Origin of the sequence: Methylobacter sp. (assembly GCF_030680395.1) — a bacterium.
In the GTDB taxonomy this organism is placed as follows: Bacteria; Pseudomonadota; Gammaproteobacteria; order Methylococcales; family Methylomonadaceae; genus Methylobacter_A.
Genome location: NZ_JAUXVR010000041.1, coordinates 196,293 through 216,893, shown reverse-complemented (window position 1 = coordinate 216,893; position 20,601 = coordinate 196,293). Strand labels below are relative to the sequence as shown.

10 protein-coding genes are annotated in these 20,601 nt (G+C 49.0%); all 10 read left to right on the top strand.

The window, feature by feature from the left end:
* Window positions 1–50: 50 nt before the first annotated feature.
* The 10 genes from Q8L79_RS16715 to Q8L79_RS16670 all read left to right on the top strand — a co-directional run bounded on the left by Q8L79_RS16715 (window position 51) and on the right by Q8L79_RS16670 (window position 20,410).
* The gene (locus tag Q8L79_RS16715; RefSeq protein ID WP_305273567.1) at window positions 51–7,241 is read left to right on the top strand and encodes a non-ribosomal peptide synthetase; all 7,191 of its coding nucleotides are present in this window, start codon (window positions 51–53) and stop codon (window positions 7,239–7,241) included.
* 203 nt (window positions 7,242–7,444) lie between these two features.
* Window positions 7,445–7,717 (top strand): hypothetical protein, encoded by a 273-nt coding sequence (locus tag Q8L79_RS16710; protein ID WP_305273564.1) that lies wholly within the window; start codon window positions 7,445–7,447, stop codon window positions 7,715–7,717.
* Window positions 7,714–8,388, top strand: coding sequence for a glycosyltransferase (locus tag Q8L79_RS16705; protein WP_305273562.1), 675 nt, complete (start codon window positions 7,714–7,716; stop codon window positions 8,386–8,388). The genes Q8L79_RS16710 and Q8L79_RS16705 overlap by 4 nt, the downstream gene beginning before the upstream one ends.
* Before the next feature lie 118 nt (window positions 8,389–8,506).
* Complete coding sequence (locus tag Q8L79_RS16700) at window positions 8,507–11,410, top strand: flippase (RefSeq protein ID WP_305273559.1); 2,904 nt, start codon at window positions 8,507–8,509, stop codon at window positions 11,408–11,410.
* Entirely contained in the window at window positions 11,403–12,650 is a 1,248-nt protein-coding gene (locus Q8L79_RS16695) for a glycosyltransferase family 4 protein (RefSeq protein WP_305273557.1), read from the top strand. The genes Q8L79_RS16700 and Q8L79_RS16695 overlap by 8 nt, the downstream gene beginning before the upstream one ends.
* Before the next feature lie 110 nt (window positions 12,651–12,760).
* Window positions 12,761–13,873, top strand: coding sequence for a glycosyltransferase family 4 protein (locus Q8L79_RS16690; protein WP_305273554.1), 1,113 nt, complete (start codon window positions 12,761–12,763; stop codon window positions 13,871–13,873).
* A gap of 2 nt (window positions 13,874–13,875) precedes the next feature.
* The gene (locus Q8L79_RS16685; RefSeq protein WP_305273552.1) at window positions 13,876–15,003 is read left to right on the top strand and encodes a glycosyltransferase family 4 protein; all 1,128 of its coding nucleotides are present in this window, start codon (window positions 13,876–13,878) and stop codon (window positions 15,001–15,003) included.
* A 567-nt stretch (window positions 15,004–15,570) separates the two neighbouring features.
* Window positions 15,571–18,654, top strand: a complete 3,084-nt coding sequence (locus Q8L79_RS16680) for a PIG-L family deacetylase (protein WP_305273549.1) — start codon at window positions 15,571–15,573, stop codon at window positions 18,652–18,654.
* Between the two features lie 86 nt (window positions 18,655–18,740).
* Window positions 18,741–18,977 (top strand): Ig-like domain-containing protein, encoded by a 237-nt coding sequence (locus Q8L79_RS16675; protein ID WP_305273546.1) that lies wholly within the window; start codon window positions 18,741–18,743, stop codon window positions 18,975–18,977.
* Window positions 18,978–19,306: 329 nt separating this feature from the next.
* On the top strand, window positions 19,307–20,410 hold the full coding sequence (locus Q8L79_RS16670) for a glycosyltransferase family 4 protein (RefSeq protein ID WP_305273543.1): 1,104 nt from the start codon (window positions 19,307–19,309) through the stop codon (window positions 20,408–20,410).
* Window positions 20,411–20,601 lie beyond the last annotated feature (191 nt).

Here is a 20,601-nt window from a genome sequence, read left to right as displayed (position 1 = left end):
TCAAGGTTTTCAAAAAAGTCTGGCGCAGCAATAAATAAACAGGAATAAATATGAAGCTTTTTGAAGATACCTCACACAGTTGCGTTGAATGTTCAGCGGAGGCAACCGATGCAGCTACCGAGCTGTTCGTTTTCCCCATGTCCTTTCCACAGCTGCGTCTCTGGCTTCAAGATAAGCTGGCGGGCTCAACCGGAAACTACAACATACCCTGTGCATTCGAGCTTCAGGGCAGACTGGACGTAACGGCTTTGGAAGCTGCGCTCAACGCGATTATCCTTCGTCATGAAGCGTTGCGAACCTATTTCGCCGAGCGGGATGGTGAGCCGGTGCAAATCATCCAATCCTCGCTTTCTATCCCGTTGACGATAATGGACCTTCGTGGCTATCCCGAAGAACAAAGAACGGCAGAATCGGCGCGAATTGTTCAGGCCGATCAGTTGACAGTCTTCGATCTGGACAAGCTCCCGCTGCTGCGGGCTCAGTTACTACGCTTAGAGGAGGAAAAATACATTTTCCTCCTCGTTTTCCATCACATCATCTTTGATGGTTGGTCAATGACGGTTTTTGCGCGCGAGTTGTCGGCCCTGTATGGGGCGTTCATTCAAGAGCGGCCTTCAGCCTTACCCGAATTGCCGATCCAGTACGCCGACTACGCCGTCTGGCAGCGGGAAGCGCTGCAAGGTGAGGCCATTGAACAGCTTTTGGATTATTGGAAAGCGCGACTGGCGGATGCGCCAACGCTGGAACTGCCTACCGATAAGCCGCGCCCGGCAGTACAGTCGTACCGCGGGGAGAGTCAGCAATTCAGCTTGTCGCCCGATTTGACCGAAGGACTGAAAGCGTTGAGCCAACGCGAAGGCGTAACCTTGTTCATGACCCTGGTGGCGGCTTTTCAAGTATTGTTGCACCGCTACAGCGGTCAGGACGACATTGTGCTCGGTACCCCGAGCGCCGGACGAAACCGTTTGGAGCTCGAAGGCTTAATCGGCTTTTTCATCAGCACCCTGGTGCTGCGTACCGATCTTTCAGGTGATCCGAGTTTCCGTGATCTGCTGAAACAGGTGCGGGAAGTCGCGCTTGGAGCTTACGCTAATCAGAATATGCCGTTTGAAAAACTGGTCGAGGTGCTCCATCCGCAACGCGATCTCAGTCGCAATCCGCTGTTTCAGGTCATGTTCATACTTCAGAACACCCCCGATTACAATCTACAGTTAAATGAAATTACCGAAGAATACATACAGGCCGATAACGAAACGGCCAAATTCGACCTTACCCTCGAACTGACGGAAACCTTGCATGGTCTGACAGGCCGGGTGGAATACGCTACTGACTTGTTCGAGGCCGCGACCATAGGCCGTCTGATAGGCCATTTTCAGACCCTGCTCGAAGGTATCGTCGGACAGCCCGAAACGCGACTGTCCGGCTTGCCCCTGTTGACCGATTCCGAACGTCGGCAATTATTGGAGGAGTGGAAAGGCCCTGCCGTAGCGGTTCCTGAGCGCTGCATCCATCAGTTGTTCGAAGAACAAGCCGCCCGCTCTCCTGAGGCTGTGGCAGTGAGCTATGAAGACCGGCAGCTAACCTATGACGAGCTTAATGCCCACGCCAACCAATTGGCCCATCATCTGCGCAATATCGGTGTGAAACCGGAGGTGCTGGTGGGTATCTGTCTTGAGCGATCTCTGGAGATGGTGATCGGATTACTCGGTATCCTTAAGGCCGGAGGAGCCTATGTGCCGCTTGATCCTGCTTATCCCGGGGAACGTCTGGCCTTCATGCTTGAAGACAGCGCCCCGTTGGTATTGCTGACCGATGGTAAGTATGACGCGTTGTTCGCAGATATGCCGACATGTCCGCCGTTGATTAATCTGTCGGCCAAGTGCCCGTTGTGGGCGAATCTGCCGGAGACCAACCCTGAGCACAGCAAGGTGGGACTCACACCTGAAAATTTGGCTTATGTGATCTATACCTCCGGTTCGACCGGAAAGCCCAAGGGTGCAGGTGCCGTGCATCAAGGCTTGCAAAACCTGTTTCCCTGGTATTCAGGAGAGGCGCGTCTTTCGTGCGAGGATACGGTTTTAGTCGTATCGTCGATAGCTTTTGATCTTACTCAAAAGGTCATTTTCGCCCCTTTACTCGTCGGCGCGCGGGTAGTTTTGGCGAGCGAACCCTTTGACCCGCAGGCAATCGTGACATTGGTGGCAAAGGAAGGTATCAGCATGATGAACCTGACGCCGAGCGGGTTTCATGTGCTGATCGATACCGACACCAACGGGGAACTCGGTGGGCTGCGGCGGGTTATTCTCGGCGGCGAACAGATGAATCCCTCCAAACTATTGGAACTGCCGGAACCGCGGCCCGAGTTTATTAATATTTACGGGCCGACTGAGTGCACTTCTTCGTCTACATTTTACCGGCTGCCTCCTGATCTTGAGCAATACCGCAACCGGTCTGTACCCATAGGAAGGCCGATTGCCAACGCCCGCATCTACATCCTGGATAATCGTCTGCAACTGGTGCCGATTGGCGTGATGGGAGAAATTCATATTGGTGGCATGCCGGTCGGGCGCGGCTATCTGAACCGGCCGGAACTGACCGCAGAGCGCTTTGTGCGTGACCCGTTCATTGAAGAAACAGATGCGAAGATGTACAAGACCGGTGACTTGGCCCGGTGGCTGGCTGACGGCACCATCGAATACCTGGGGCGCAACGACTTCCAGGTCAAGGTTCGGGGCTTTCGCATCGAGCTGGGTGAAATCGAGGCGGCATTACGCCAGCACCCGCTGCTACGCGAGGTGGTGGTGGGCGTGTACGAGTCTGCTCCCGGGAACAAACAACTGGCGGCTTATTTAGTGCCCCAAAGCGATTCCATGCCGACCCCGTCGGAGCTGCGAGACTTTCTTAAACCAAAGTTACCGGAGTTCATGGTACCTTCGGCATTTGTTTTATTGGATAAATTACCCCTTACTCCCAGTGGCAAAATCGACCGGAAAGCCTTGCCTACTCCTGATCACACACGCCCTGAATTTGAACAATCCTATGTTCCGCCCCGTTCTCCTATTGAAGAGATGCTGGTCGCTATTTGGCGAGAGGTTCTGAATATTGACCGGATTGGCATTCATGATAATTTCTTTGAATTGGGCGGACATTCATTACTGGCCGTGCAATTGATTGTGCGTGTCAACAAGCAATTTCAAACTGATTTTCCGATGCACTTGTTGTTTGAAGCGCCAACCGTTGCCGGGGTATCAAAGTTATTAACAACAACGCTTGAACAGACACCGGCGGCGAATGTAGAACAAATTCATACAATTGTACGCGACCTGCCGCTTCCTGCATCCTATGCCCAACAACGGCTCTGGTTTTTAGATCGATTGCTCGGCGCCAGTGGCCTTTATAACATTCCCTGGGCCATTCAACTCAATGGCAGCCTGAATACCTCTGCATTACAACAAAGCCTTAATGAAATTGTCGCTCGTCATGAAGTCTTGCGGACTTGTTTTGTTGAACAGGACGGCGAACTCCTGCAGATCATCAGAGCATCAATGCCCTTTGAATGCGCTTTGGTGACGTTGCCGACATATCCTCAAGAAAATCGGGATAGCGAAATCCAACGCCTGCTCCATACTGAAAGCCACAAACCGTTCAATCTTAAAGAGACGCCCTTAATACGCGCCTTGCTGTTCAAGATATCCGAACAAGAACATATTCTGTTGGTAATCATCCATCACATTGTTTCTGATGGATGGTCCATGGCCGTATTCAGGCAGGAATTAGCAAGCCTTTATTGTGCTTTTAGCCAGAATAAATCGGCTTACTTACCTGAATTGCCTGTTCAGTATGCGGACTACTCGGTCTGGCAACGCGAATGGTTACAAGGTGAGGTACTGGAAAGACAGCTCAGCTATTGGAAAACCCAACTGGCCGATCTGACCGTGCTGGAGTTACCTACTGATAAGCCCCGCCCGAAGCAACCGTCTTACCAGGGCGCACAAGAAGTCATTCAATTATCGGCAGCATTAGCCCAGGGTTTAAAAGACTTGAGCAGACAGCAAAACGTGACCTTATTCATGACGCTATTGGCGGCCTTTCAAGTGCTGCTACACCGTTACAGCGGTCAGGAAGATATTGTTGTCGGCACTGCGATTGCCGGGCGCAACCTGCAGGAAACTGAAAATCTGATCGGCTCTTTCGTCAATACACTGGCATTACGGACCGATGTATCAGGAAAGCCGAGTTTTCGCCAGCTGTTAAGCCGAGTACGTGAGGTCTGCCTGAGTGCATACGCTCATCAGGACTTACCTTTTGAAAAACTGGTCGCTGAATTGCCGGTACAACGGGATATGAGTCGGAATCCGTTGTTTCAGGTCATGATGGTCTTGCAATCTACGGCATTGCAAGACATGCAATTACCCGGCCTGACGATTACCGACCTTACTGTAACCAACGAGACGGCCAAGTTTGATTTGACACTTTCATTAGTGGAGCATCGCGATGGCTTAACCGGTACGATTGAATACAGAACGGACTTGTACAATCCCGAAACCATTACCCGGCTGGGCAGCCATTTTCAAACTTTACTGGAAGCAATAGTCGAGCACCCGGAAACCGCCGTTGCTGAATTGCCGCTACTCACTGCACCTGAACGTCACCAGTTATTGGTCGAATGGAATGCCACCCGTACTGACTATCCGAAAGATAAATGTATCCATCAACTCTTTGAAGAGCAGGTGGCAAAGATACCGGATGCCATCGCGCTGGTTTTTGAAGATCAACAACTGAGTTATCAGGTGCTTAACGCCAAAGCCAATCAACTGGCGCATTACCTGCAAACAGTGGGTGTCAAACCGGGTACCCGGGTGGCTATTTGCATGGATCGCTCTATTGATCTGGTGATCGGCCTGCTGGCTATACTCAAAGCAGGTGGGGCTTATGTGCCGCTTGATCTGACTTACCCTCGGGATCGTCTGGCTTTTATGCTGGAGGATACAAATGCCCGGGTACTATTGACGCATTCTTCACTGGTTGCACAATTACCGATTTGTTCAGGCCGGCTTGTTTGTCTCGATACATGCTGGAATGATATTAATCAGGGAAGTACCGACAATCTGCATTGCAATACTGCCTTGAACAATCCGGCTTATGTTATGTACACTTCGGGCTCTACCGGAGTGCCTAAAGGCGTTGAGGTATGCCATTACAATATTGCAAGATTGATATTAAATAATACCTATGCCCGATTTGATGATAAGCAGAAATTCTTATTATTAGCATCCATTGCATTTGATGCCTCTACCTTTGAAGTATGGGGTGCGCTGCTTCATGGTGCTCGCTGTGTTATTTATCCTGAACGAGTCCCGATTTTGAGTAGTCTGGAAAAAATAATCAAGCAGCAGCAAATCAGTATTCTATGGTTAACAGCCTCATTATTTAATACCGTTATCGATGAAAAGCCCCAGATTCTCAGCACCGTTGCACAAGTCCTGACTGGCGGAGAAGCTTTATCTATAAGCCATATTAATCGCGCTCTTAAGCAATTACCTGACACTCAATTAATTAATGGTTACGGTCCTACCGAGAGTACTACATTTGCCTGCTGTTACCCGATTCCGAAAACGATTGCTGATCAAGCGACTTCAATTCCCATTGGATACCCCATTGCCAACACCCAAATCTATATTCTGGATGCGCTCTTACAGCCGGTCCCTATCGGTGTATCAGGAGAAATTCATGTTGGCGGCGATGGTTTAGCGCTAGGTTACCTCAATCGTCCTGAGTTAACCGCTGAAAAATTCATTAAACATCCTTTCAATGATGATCCGCATGCTCGCTTATATAAAACCGGCGATCTGGCTCGTTATCTGCCTGACGGCACTATTGAATTTCTGGGGCGTATAGATCATCAGGTTAAGATTCGCGGGTTTCGTATTGAGCTGGGTGAAATTGAATCGGTGCTGGGACAACACCCGCAACTGTTTGAGGTCGTGGTGGAAGTGTACGAACCCGTTCCCGGGAACAAACGCCTGGTGGCATATCTAGTACCCCAAAGTACTCCCGCACCACTCGTTTCCGAGCTACGAGACTTTCTTAAGCCTAAGTTGCCGGAGTTCATGATCCCTTCGGCGTTTGTATGCCTCGACGCGTTGCCGCTCACTCCCAATGGCAAGCTGGATCGAAAGGCTCTGCCGAAGCCGGATCAAAGTCAGCAAGAACTGGAAGCCGATTTTATCGCCCCTCGCAATCCGGTGGAGAAGCAGCTGGCCGAGATATGGTGCAATGTTTTGGAGATTGATCGGGTCGGCATTCGCGACAATTTCTTCGAGTTGGGCGGGCATTCTTTGTTAGTGGTTAAGATGGTTGCTGAGGTTAATAAGCTGTTCAATATCGACTTACCCTTGGGCGCAATTTACCAATCTCCACTAGTTGAAGAACTTGGAATAATAATATCGTCCGGTAACCGGCAGCCTTCATGGTATTCCCTTGTTCCGATTCAAACGCAAGGTTCACGGCCTCCCTTATTCGCGATTCACACATTATCCCTAGTAGACTTGCCGCGACATCTTGGAAAGGATCAGCCGCTATATTTCTTACGATACGGTATGGCAGCAGAGATTGGCAATCGTTCTCTCTCCCTACCCTTATTGGAAGATCTGGCCAGCCACTATATTAAGGAACTGCAACAGATACAGCCGCATGGCCCCTACTATTTGATCGGGTTTTCCTTTGGTGGCGTGATTGCCTATGAAATGGCCTGCCAATTAGTTACAAATGGACATCAAGTGAACTTGGTAGGATTGATGGATACCCACCTGACACATGAAAAGCAGTGGCTGCCTTATCATCGGGTTATCTGTAATTTTTTTAGTCTAAGCCCAAGCCAGCTCTTGAAAAAGATCAAAAATAAAATCAATGATCTGGGAACTTCCTATAAATACGGCACGGATTTCTGGCCCCATATTTATACATCAGCACCTGACAACGCTTGTCACAATAATTATCAACCAAAAAGTTATAACGGCAGTCATGTAACTCTATTTCAAGGATGGGAGTCGACGAGTAAGTTTATTAGCTATGTCCGTCCAGAACAGGCATGGAAAAAACTTCTGGGTCACAAGCTGGAAGTTCAACAGGTTTCCGGAGCGCATTTTGATATATTCAGAGAGCCTCATGTCAGAATCCTGGCTAAAAAACTAATCGCTTGCATGGATAAAGTTATTAACGATGACGATCCATTATCTTGAACCCTGTTCCGCTATTTGTAACCGGCGGATGGTAGAAGAGGGCTGCATTGCCCATGTCTTGGGCAATGCAGGTACCAACGGCGTTAGTTTTGAACGCCAACATACAATGCCGGTAGTATCGGCTTTAAATTGATGTTACCTACCGGGCAGCATTACCATCGGGGTCTTAAGTATTAGAAATAAGGGTAAACCCGGCTATGATCATGACAAATAAAATCAATGCTTTCAACAACATCGCAATCCTCAACTTACACCTACCCAAGGTCGGTGACGAAGAAATTTCGATTCAGCGGATCAGTTTTGCTGTGATGCTGTTGTTTAATCTCCCGATCAATCCGGATAAACGAAACCTGGTCGACTCATCGGAAACTCAAGTTTTTTTCCTGCATTTTGGACGGGTTATGTCCTGCTGTGCCGAAAAAACATTCACTGTATTAAAGAAGACACATCACAACATTTCCAGGAGAGCGTTATGATCCCGAAAGTTTTTCACCAAATCTGGATTAACCGGGATAACCCGGAGTTGCCCGAGAAATTCCGTGTTTACCGGGATGGTTGGTTAGCATTGCATCCGGATTGGGAATACAAGCTGTGGAATCTTGATAATCTCGGTTTCACACCACGGCGCATGGATCTCATAAGCGCTGCGTCGAACTATGCGCAAATGGCGGATATTTTGCGTTATGAGATATTGCTGCGACACGGCGGCGTCTATCTGGACACCGATTTTGAATGTTTGCGTAATATTGACCCGATCCTGGTTGGCGTGAAAAATTTTTCATGCTCAGAGGACGGACTTAGCGTATCCATTGGCATCATCGGCGTAGAGCCAAATTCCATCTATATGGAGCGCTGCCTAAGTGCGCTGCCGGAGCGGGTGGGAGAAATAAATACTGCTGTTGAGACGGGGCCCGGTTTGTTTACTCGGGTTCTGCTCGGCGGTGGCCTAGCCGGAGACTTTACACTGTTTCCCCGCGAGTGGTTCTACCCATACAACTGGAATGAGCCCCATCGCGCCAACGATCATTTTCCGCAGGCCTATGCAGTGCATCGCTGGGCTAGCTCTTGGAGCGATAGCAACCATCAATTTGTCACACGGGTTCTTCGTAAGATCAAGCGCACGCTGCAACTTATTGGTGCCCTATGACTCCTGTAACTATTCGTATTTTCGTCATCATGTCGGCGTTAAATAGCGCAGCCTATGCGGCGGGTAGCGTACTTGGTGTTGGCGCGCATGCCTCCCTCGGCACTGAAGAGTTGATGCCATGACTTCAAACAAAGGACACGTCCAGGTGTTGCGCAATATCGCATGGCATTCCAGCGAGAAGGCGCTGCGTATGCTCATCGGCTTTTTGGTGGGCCTCTGGCTTGCGCGTTATTTGGGTCCCGAGCAGTTCGGGCGCTTCAACTACATTACGGCTTGGCTTGGCATGTTTGGGGCCATAGCTTGGTTGGGGGTGGGCGATACCATGATGCGCGACATGGTGCGCGACCGCGCCGACGAAGACCGCATTATGGGCAGCGCTTTCATGATTCGCCTGTGCGGTTCCCTGCTGGCCATCGCATTAATGCTCGCGGCGGCCAGACCGCTGGGGGGCTTTAATGAGACCGATTTCATGCTGCTTGCCATCTTGTGTGTCGGAGTTCCCTTTGCCGAGACTACGGGAGGCATTTGGATATGGTTTGCCTCGCACACCAATATTGGGCCTGCAGTTTTGGGCAAGAATATCTCTATTATTATAGGTGCTTTGTTGAGAGTGGGTGTCATTGTTGCCGGTGCGGGATTGATCGGCTTGATGACAGTATTGACGTTGGAATCCGTTTTATATTGGATGTGTCTGGTAGGGGCGTATTGGTGGTATGGTGAGCGCTTCTCCCATTGGCGATTTGACACTCGCCACGCCTGGCGAATGCTGCTAACCGGCTTGCCTATTATTCTCAATACGCTGGTGGCGTCGCTTAACGCAGGAGTCGACCAAGTTATGCTTGGCCGCCTTACGAGTATGACCGAGGTTGGTGTGTACGCCGCTGCTATGCGTTTTTCCGGAATCTGGTGGGTGGTGCCGCCGATGATTGTTCAATCGCTGGCTTCGCGTTACATCTATCCCAAAGACTTGGGCGAACAACTCCAGAGTAATGTGGCGCGCATTATTGCCGGCATGGCATTGTTGTCTTTGATTCCTTGCGTTTTTATTTCGGCAATTGGCCCGGAGATGATCAGCATGCTTCTCGGCGATCAGTATCTGGGGGCTAGTAGTGTTCTCATGATTCATATATGGATGGCGGTGCTGATCTTCATTGATGCGCCAGTGAACCAGTATTTACTGGCCACTTACCGGCAGTCTCAATTAGTGGTCAAGTCCGTGGTGTTATTGCTATTTAATTTCGGTCTGGCGCTGTTTCTGGTGCCGCGTTACGGGGCGCCAGGCGCTGCTGTGGCAACCTTGATTGCTCAGACTGCGACAGTGCTGGTGCTGCCGATGTTATATCCGCCATTACGGGATGTGTTTGGTATTTACCGTCTTGCGATAAACGAAGTTCGACCTTTGCTGGCCGGTATTTACAGTATTGCGATAAACAAAACTCGGCGTTTTCGAGCCTCATGCACAGGGTTGATGTCTATCGGCAGCCAACGATGGCGCAGTATGGGGTTGGGCGCCGCTCCCAGAAATTATGCTTCCGGTCATGCCAAAATAAGTAATCTGGCCTTGATTTCAGGTCTTGGAATTTGCGCAGTGTTGATGGGATTGTTGGCCGTCACTGCCAACCCGGTCATGATTGGCCTGGGCGTGTGCTTGGTGTTGGGCCCAGTGCTGCTGATCATGCCTGAATTAACCATATGGTTGATACTTGTTATCGGGTTTCTGTTGGGCGTACTTTCAGCCGGCGCGCTAAGTAAGGTTACCTGGGGTGTTTCTCTGCTGAGTATGCTGCTGCTTATACCCTCGCTGACTAATATCTTGTGGAGCAAGCAAAGACGTGCGCCGGGTTTTATGCTGATTGCGCTGCTATTTCTTGTCTATGCGGTTGGGGTCAGCATAGTTCAGTGCTATTCCCTTGTGGAGTTTGTTGCAGGGTTCAAGCGATATTTTCAGTCGTTTGGCCTGATGATGGCGTTGACCATGATCGCATTTACACCTCAAAACTATGTTCGATGGCGCCAGTTTTTGATGGCAGTGGCCTTGTTGCAATTTCCATTCGCACTCTACGAGTTGGTGGTGCTTGTTCCCTTACGTGGCGGGTTGTCCCTGTCGAGTTATACAACTGATGTTGTCGCCGGCACATTCGGGGCTAATTTAGAGGGTGGCAGCCCCAACTCGGTTATGGTGATTTACCTTTTTATCGCTCTATCATTTCTTTCAGCGCGCTGGCGAGCAGGATTAATCAGCAGCAAGATTTTTTATCCGTTGGCTTTTATATGCCTACTGCCTTTAGGCATGGGGGAGACGAAGATTGCTGTCATTATGCTGCCGTTGGTGGGATTGATTTTGCTCAAAGATGATTTGATCAGTGCGCCGCTACGGTTTCTGCCCGCCATTATTATGCTGGCTTTACTAACGATGTTGCTTGGTTACCTGTATGTGGTGATCATAATGCATAGCAGTCTGGATCAGGTTGTGGCTGCAACGCTACGGTACAACGTCGGAGATCAGGGCTACTCAGGGGAGGCGGGGTCTCTTAATCGTTGGACCGCCATCACATTCTGGGCTCAGCATAATTGGCACGATCTCTTAGGTTTTATTATCGGAAACGGGTTGGGTAGTTCTTATACTTCCCTAAATAATTTGGCAGGTCACCTTGGGTTAAAATATTTAAACTACGGCATCGATTTGACAGCTGCTTCTACACTGCTCTGGGATACCGGCCTGATTGGTTTCATGATGTTCGTGAGCATCTTTATTGCAGCGTGGGGCGCTGCCGGTAAGCTGCGCCGGTCAGTTAGCGATCCAACAGTGAGGGCGGATGCTCTCGCAATTCAGATGGCGATTTCGCTCTTTCTTTTGGATGTGGTGTATTCGGCCTCAAGCGTCAATCTGGTTTCTATGGAGTTGATCTACGCGATTGTGCTGGGCTATCTGGGGTATTTAATGAATTACCACGGCCTTCTCGGCAGACAGCGCTGTCCAGTATCTTCATCCAAACAAACTTCGGTAAAGCTCAATGCATAACAATCGCTTTCATTTGTTGTACTTTACCGCAGAACAATGGCCAACATTCCGTCCTGATGTTGTCGCTTTGTTCGGCAAATATCTGCCCCGGTATGGAATCACATGCGATCTGGTAACAGAGCGCAATAGTGCGGTAGAAGATAATCCTGAAACGCCATGGGGCGGCGGCCAGGCAGTGTTATGCAATGTGCCTCGCAATCGCGCCAGCCAGCATTTGGTTAAATTTTGGCATAACCTGCGAGTGCTGATCGCCATGGATGGAAAGAAATACGATGCGATCCAGGTGCGCGACATGTCGGTGACGGCTCTCGCAGGGCTTATCGCGGCCAGACTGAAAGGAATTCCGTTCTTTTACTGGCTTTCCTATCCGCAATCAGAAGGGCAGATCGATCGGGCAATGGCCAGAGGGATCAAGGGGGGCATGCGATTCTGGTTCCCTCTGGTGCAGGGCATATTCGGCAAATGGTTATTGTATCGGGTCGTGTTACCCAAGGCTGACCGTGTGTTTGTGCAAAGTCGCCAGATGCAACTGGATGTTGCACAACAGGGTATCCCCATGGCGAAGATGACGCCGGTGCCCATGGGAGTCGATATGGAAACGGCTACTCCGGAGAGCATTCAGCCGGCTGATGACCCGCGTCTCGAAGGAAAGCGTGTCTTGTCCTACCTAGGCACCTTGGATCGTGTCAGGAAAATCGAAATTCTTTTTCAAATGCTCGCACTAATCAAACAACAGATTCCCAATATCATGCTGGTACTTGTTGGCGATATTGAAGATGCAGCACATCGAAACTGGTTGAAGCAGGAAGCTGAGCGTACGGGAGTTGCGGATTATGTTATCTGGACAGGATGGTTACCCGCGTCGCAAGCCTGGAGCTATGTGCGGTCGGCAGAAATCGGGCTTTCTCCATTTCCTCGCGGTTTTTTATTAGACAGCGCCTCACCTACTAAAGCTATGGAATACATGGCTTTGGGATTGCCCGTCGTGGCCAACGACAATCCTGACCAGGCACAAGTGATCGAAGAGAGTGGTGCCGGAATATGTATAACGTTAGATGGCGATGCCTTTGCACAAGCCGTGACCGGTTTATTAAATTCCCCGGAAACGATGCGGCAGATGGGAACTAAAGGGCGTGAGTATGTGTTGGGTAAAAGAGATTACGACAGCATTGCACGTACGGTGGCGGCGGTCTATCTCGATCTTGGCAGATCAACCGCACCAGTGAGAGGCGCCTCATGAAGCGAAGATCATCTTGGTTCCCTTAGTCACCATAGCAATGGTTTTTTATAAATTGGCGGAATTACCATGCCGTAACTTGAGTAAATCAATAATTAAGAGATGGAACAATAATGATTGCAATCGTTAATCCTCAATTCTATGGCGTTCACGGCATTGCCAGATACCTGGACTCTTTTCTTTCCAATTTGCCGGCGGATCATCCGCCTGTTTACCTGATTACCAGTGACGAGCATCGGGATGAGCGACAGTATGCTGGAGTGGAAATCATCCATTTTCCATACAATCACAGTCGATTCAGTCTTTTTTTCTGGAGTTTAAAAGTACGCAACAAGCTGATAAGCCTCTATGACGAAGGCAAGATCCAATGGGTCAATCTGCATTTTCCGCCATTGATCCCCGGTTTGTTCCTGCCTCGGCATATTCCGGTGGTACTGACTGCGCATACTACTTATCTCGGTATGTCCGGCCGGTTTTACGAGACAAGGCATTTCGTGAGCCAGTGGAGTGGATTGTCGATTGCCGTAAAATTATGGATGGAGCACCGGATTTTCAACCTGACCAGCAAGGTGATTACCCTGACAGAGCAGGGCAGGCAGGAGGTTCTTGCCTATGGCTTTAAGGGGCCGGTAACAGTGATTCCGAACGGCGCCGACGTCAAGTTGTTCACGCCAAATGATGCTATCGAAAAAGATATCGACGTACTGTTTTGCGGGCGTATCGAGTTCCGCAAGGGCAGTCGCTCAATGGCAGAACTATGCCGCCAGTTGATTGCAAGGAAGCCGGATATCCGCATAGCTATCGTTGGCTATGGCGATGACGATGCATGGGTTAAAGCCGAGCTGGCGCCTTATGAACAGAATGTACTGATGACCGGCAAAGTGCCGTTCCTGGAAATGCTGGGGTACTACAACCGAAGCCGGGTTTATGTGTCCACTTCCTATTATGAAGGGTTACCCGGAACATGTCTGGAGGCAATGGCGATGCAGCTGCCTGTCGTTGTCTGGGACTTCCTCTTTTATCGCGGCTTGGTTATTGATGACAAGACCGGCTCGCTGACGGCGCCCAACGATTTTGTCGTGATGACCGACAAGGTGCTGGAACTGTTATCAAATCCTCTGTTGGCGGCTGAAATGGGCAGGAATGGCCGAGCTTTGCTCGAATCGGACTACAACTGGGCTAAGTTGGCCAGCGCTGTGTTGGGTGTTTTCGCTAAGGTAGAATAGAAATGAATAGACCGGTTCATGTGATGATGTTGGGCTTGCGAGGCTTCCCGGGAGTGCAGGGAGGGGTGGAAACACATGCCGAGAATTTATGCTCGCAGCTGGTCGAAAGGGGTTGCGATGTGACGGTGTTGGTGCGGTCGCCTTACCAGCCTGCCGAGACTGGGCCGGAATGGAAAGGCGTGAAGTTTGTATCGCTGTGGACGCCCAAATCGAAAGGACTGGAGGCGATCCTGCACAGTTTTCTGGGGGTACTCTACGCAGCTGTCAAGCGCCCGGATATTTTGCATATTCAGGCCATCGGTCCCGCTCTCATGACCTTGCCTGCCAGGCTGTTGGGATTACGGGTAGTGGTAACACACCATGGCCCGGATTACGACCGGCAGAAGTGGGGGCAGTTTGCCCGCTTTATCCTCCAACTGGGTGAGCGCTGGGGAATGCGTTGGTCGAATGGACGCATTGTCATTTCGAAAGTAATCGCTGATCTGATTCGTGGTAAACATGGTATGGAGTCGGCACTGATTCCAAATGGTGTGGTTTTGCCGCAGCTTCCGGATTCTATCGGGGCGCTTGATAAATTCGGCCTGAATCGAGGTCGCTATGTGTTGCTGGTGAGCCGGTTGGTACAGGAAAAACGCCATCTGGATTTGATTGCTGCCTTTAAGCGCGCCAGCTTGCCGGATTGGAAGTTAGTCATTGTGGGAGGCGCAGACCATCCGGACGTCTATCAACGTGAGGTGTTAGATAAAGCGGCAGAGGCTGGTGCTGTGATGACGGGATTTCAGGGTGGATTGGCATTGCAGGAGCTTTATGCGCATGCGGGTCTTTTTGTACTGCCTTCATCGCATGAGGGTTTGCCTATCGCATTACTGGAGGCTCTGAGCTACGGGCTGCCGGTGCTGGCAAGCGACATCCCGGCCAATCTGGAAGTGTGCCTGCCCGCTGAACAGTATTTTCCACTGGGGAATATCGAAGCCCTTGCTGACCGTATCACATTGTTGTCACGCGAGAGACTGAACATGGCTGAACGCGAGAGTATCCGGGGCTGGGTGACTCAGCGTTATGATTGGCAGGATATAGCCGAGAAAACATTAGGGCTTTATACCAGTTTGCTAGGCGAAAACCGGCCATGATCTTATTGAATGGGTAGGCTGTTAAATTAAAAAGTCAGTATATGCAGTTCGACATGACTCGCGATCTTCAAGTTTTTAATTATTGGCACCTTAAAAAGCACTAAGCCTCAGTCAGCGTATTAAGCATAGCTAAAAGTTCCATCCTGAACGGCCCGGCTGACACTTGAAGAAAAGACGTGGAGCTCGGCTATTGGTTGCATAGATAGGTATTGATAGGTATTCGTACCACTTTTTTTCCCTGCCCTTTTGTTTTGTAATAGGCGCAGATTTTTAATCTCTATCACTTAAAGACTAAGTAAACATTAAAAAGATCTATTGATTTAAAGTTATTTAATTTTACCCGTCGTTAAATGATTGATTGAGCACCGGCAAGAAATCATCGGCTAGTCGAAAAATGCGTTGTGCCGACAGAGCGCAAAGCGAATCCAGTTCGGAACTGAAAAGCTGAATGGAGATCATGAATCGGCTGAGATGTTTGTTATCAGGATTTCAATTTAAAAAGCCATGCCTACCCATCGGCAGAGTTTTTTTGTGGAATAACATACAATCTAATAAATGGGTAAGGTTATGAATGGATCAAAGTTATTGTCGTTTTTGTCTTTAATAATGTTCTTGTTCTGGGGGGGATTTGCGAACAGTACTATTCTTGTAATTGCACCGCATCCCGATGATGATCTTCTAATCGCTGCGGGAGTTACTTATGCCGCGACACAGCGAGGCGAGCAGGTAACAATTGTTTATATGACAAACGGTGATATCGGCGGTCCTACACTGGGCAGCTTACGTCAAGATGAAGCTGCTGCCGGGCAGATTAACAATTTAGGCACTGTAGAAAGTGATCTAATCTTTCTCGGTTATCCCGATGGCGGTCTAGCCACTATGTATCAAAATTATCCTAACGAATCCGATCACTTTTTAGCCGCGCCAAGCGGTCAAATCGCTACATATGCTCACAGGGGGCTTGGCGGGACTGACTATCACAACTTTCGGTTTGGAACGCACGCAAATTATAATCGTTTCAACCTCCTGGCGGACCTGAAGGACATTATCAACACCCAACGCCCGGAGCATATTATTACTGTTGCGGAGTTAGACCAGCATCCGGATCACCTCACTACCTCTAATGCAGTACGCGATGCGATTCTTGCCGTTACCGCGGCCAATCCAGGCTATGTTCCGGTATTCAATAAGTCGTTGGTATGGTCTACTAATTCCAGTATATGGCCTAATTTGGCCGATCCGCAGAGCTATTTTAGCGAACCGCCGGGATTGATGGGCACGGGATTCGCTTGGTCTGATCGTGAAAGCCTGGACGTGCCTTTAGCCATGCAAGTCGTGGGTATAACGAATCTTAAGGCCAGCGCAATTGATGCCCATGTTAGCCAAGGGGGGACCGATAATGATTTTCTTGGGAGTTTCGTCCACAAGGATGAGTTCTTTTGGCCGACCAGCTTAAATGGCGGCAACCCCCCACCGCGTGTTGATGCCGGCGTGGATCAAACCGTGACGCAAGGTTCTACGGTACTGCTCAACGGTTCAGCTAGCAACGATCCGAACAACGCCACGCTGGCTTATCAATGGCGGCAAATAGTTGGGCCTCCTGTAATACTCGCCAATGCCGCAACGGCCAACCCAAGTTTTACAGCGCCGACAGGCTCAATCATTGATACAACGCTGGTTTTCGAATTGATCGTGGATGATGGCATTTTGGATACCTTGCCGGATCATGTTTCAGTGCGCGTCCTTTCCTCATCTCCGCTCCCCAATATAGCGCCATTGGCGACGGTAACCGCATCCTCCCAAAATACCGGGACTAATCAGCAAGCGGTTAAAGCCGTTGATGGCGTAGCCGACGGCTATCCTGGCGATCACACGCGCGAATGGGCGACTGTTGGCGAGCGTGCGGGCGCGTGGATACAGCTTAATTGGAGTTCGTCCTATGAAGTCGCTCGAGTCGTGTTATATGATCGTCCCAACCTGAATGATCATATAATCAGCGCCACGCTCACCTTTAGCAGTGGCGCCAGCATGACGGTAGGCGCGCTGGACAATGCGGGAGCGGGCATTGAGTTTAATATCGATCCAGTCATGACTAGCAGTCTGCGCGTTACCGTGTTGACCGTGAGTGGAAGCACCGCAAACATTGGGCTATCGGAACTCGAAGTGTATGGCGCTCCGCCAACTGGAGGAAATCTGGCGCCTGTCGCCAACGCGGGACCGGACCAGACGGTAGGGCAAGGCGTTTTAGCCAATCTTAACGGCAACGGAAGCTTTGACCCCAACGGCGATAGCTTAAGCTATCAATGGACGCAGACAGCCGGACCGAGCGTATCCTTGTCAGGAGCCAATACGGCTGCGCCGAGTTTCACGACGCCACAGGGTTTAATGGCAACGACAAGGTTGACATTTGCATTGATAGTTAACGATGGGCAATTGAATAGTGTTCCCGACTCGGTTGATGTCACCGTTACCGCTACCTCCGGCTCTGGAACTAATATAGCGCCATTGGCGACGGTAACCGCCTCCTCGCAAAATTTTGAAACTAATCAGCAAGCGGTTAAAGCCGTTGATAACATATCCGACGGCTATCCTGGCGATTACATGCGCGAATGGGCGACTGTTGGCGAGCGTGCGGGCGCATGGATACAGCTTAATTGGAGTTCGGCTTATGAAATCACTCGAGTCGTGTTACATGATCGTCCTAACCTGAATGATCATATAACCAGCGCCACGCTCACATTTAGCAGTGGCGCCAGCATAACGGTAGGCGCGCTGGACAATGCGGGAGCGGGTATTGAGTTTAATGTCGGTCCATTCATGGCCAACAGCCTGCGCGTTACCGTGGTGACCGTGAGTGGAAGCACTGCAAACATTGGGCTATCCGAACTCGAAGTGTATGGCACTCTGCCAACAGGAGGAAATCTGGCGCCTGTTGCCAACGCGGGACCGGACCAGACGGCAGGGCAAGGCGTTTTAGTCAATCTTAACGGCAACGGAAGCTCTGACCCCAACGGCGATAGCTTAAGCTATCAATGGACGCAAACAGCCGGACCGAGCGTATCCTTGTCAGGAGCCAATACAGCTGCGCCGAGTTTCACGACGCCGCAGGGTTTAACGGTAACGACAAGGTTGACATTTACATTGATAGTTAACGATGGGCAATTGAATAGCACTCCCGACTCGGTTGATGTCACCGTTACCGCTCCCTCAGGTTCGGGAACCAATATAGCGCCATTGGCGACGGTAACCGCATCCTCGCAAAATATTAGTACCAATCAACAAGCAATCAAGGCTGTTGATGGCGTAGTCGATGGTTATCCCGGTGACTATACAAGAGAATGGGCGACTATTAACGGACTTGCCGGGTCATGGATTCAGCTAAATTGGAGTACCGCTTATCAGGTAAATCAGGTGATTTTATATGACCGCCCGAACCTTAACGACCAAATCACCAGCGCTACGCTCACTTTTAGTGATGGATCCACTGTAACGGTAGGTGCATTGAGCAATGCGGGTACCGAAGTTGCGATCAACTTTGCGTCGGTGGTAACCACTAGCGTCAGGGTGACGGTAACCACTGTGAGCGGCACTACGGTAAATATCGGTTTATCAGAAATGGAAGTATATGGGGTGCTCTTCGGTGGGCAGTAATAATACCGTGCCCACCTTCGTCGGCGGAACCACTGCCCTGACAGTGGTGCAGGACAGTTCGGCGCTAGACCTGAAGCCCAACCTGCATGTCAGCGACATCGACCACCGGGCAGACGGAAATCGGGAGCCAGAGCGCGCGCCCCGCGCACGGCGCACTGAGCTTTTCCGGCGCCACGGCCAGTTCCGGCAGCGCCAATATCACGCCCGGTGGAACTATTACCTACAAGCCGGTGGGGAGCTATAGAGGCTCCGACAGCTTTACGGTGCAGGTCAGCGATGGCATAGCGACAGTGATCGGAACTTTTACTGTGACTGTTTTATAAAAATAACTTAAATCCATTTGGACAAAATGGATTTATAACTCTGCGGCAGAAGAATGTGGCAAAGGGGCTGTCTTTAACAAGTTAAGAAGTTAAATCAATGGTTAGGCTTTTAAATTTCTGGCATGGGCAATAAGTGCAATGAAAAAAGTCGGCATGTATTCTGTTATCACCGGATCTTTATTTACGGGTGTTCCAAGTGAAAAATACATGTTTATTTATTTCCAGGCACTTAAGCCGGCTTTAGCAGGATAGCTTTACCCGTAGTGATGGGAGTCCAGCCTTCATGATATTTAAAACACAATCGCAACTTCGACGTAAAGGATTGATTAATGAAAAAAAATATTCTCCACCTTGCATGTTATAGTCCTTCTTATGAAGGAAACTTTATTCCATCTCTTCGCTTACTGGAAGAAGAACTGCTATTACTTGGGCAATCCACGAGTTATCTCTTTCCTAAAGAAACTAAAGAGTTTGAGTGGATTTCAGCAATACAAAATCGTGGTCGGTCCGTCTATTTATATCAAGATAATTTAATAGAAACAGTTATATTGATACGCAGTATTATTGAAAAAGAAAAAATTGGTATTATTCATTTACATTTTGCTACTAACCAAACTCTTTTTTGTATGCGAATAATTAAGTTACTGCATCCGTCCGTTAAAATAGTTTTTCATCATCACAATCATTTTAGAAGTCCAAAAAGCCGTGTAAAAGCATTCATAAAAAATTATATATATGCAGCAGATATGCATATTGGAGTAAGTCAATCGGTTACAGAAAAACTACCCGAACGGCTTAAAGATAATAATAAAATTACTGTTAAAAACGCTATCTATTTTCCTCGATTAGATAATTATAAAACGTTAACTCATAAAGATTTAAATGTTCCTAAAAATTCTCGTATTCTACTCATATTCGGGGGTCTTTATCTTATAAAGGGCGTTGATTTGGCAATACAAGCATTAATGCCTATTGCTGAAAAGGAAAATATTATTTTAATTATTATTTGTTCCATAGGAAAAGATGAAACGATTAAATTAATAGAAAGTCAATTTGGACCAATGCCAAAGTGGATCCGGGTAATGAGTGCACAATCTGATATGGGATCTTATTACAGAGCTGTTGATGTATTTCTTTCTCCAAGTCGGGAAGAAGGCTTTTGTTACGCAGTTATAGAAGCCGCATATTGTAATGCTCAAATTATTGCAAGTAATGTTCCCGGATTAAATTTATTAAAAGTTCCACATACAAAAGAATTTAATATTGATGATATAGATTTATTTCAAAAACATATTTTACATTGCATTGATATGCAAGCTGATGAACGCGAAAAAATTCAACTCGAACAAAAAAACTATGTTCAAACAACATTCAACATTGATAAATGGGTTTCTGATGTAATCAATGCTTATAATAATTTACTTAATGTTTAACTTTTCCTGATTAGCAAGATGCTTCAGCTAGTGCCAAAAAGCTCGTCATTCTGGCAGGGATGCCGGAATCCAGTCACATGGATGTGAGACTATGGCTTGGCATCAAGCCTAAATCATGCCACAGCGGTATCGGAAAGTTACCATCCCTGGCTCTGGATGCTGGCATCCCTGCCAGTATGACGGTGCTAGCT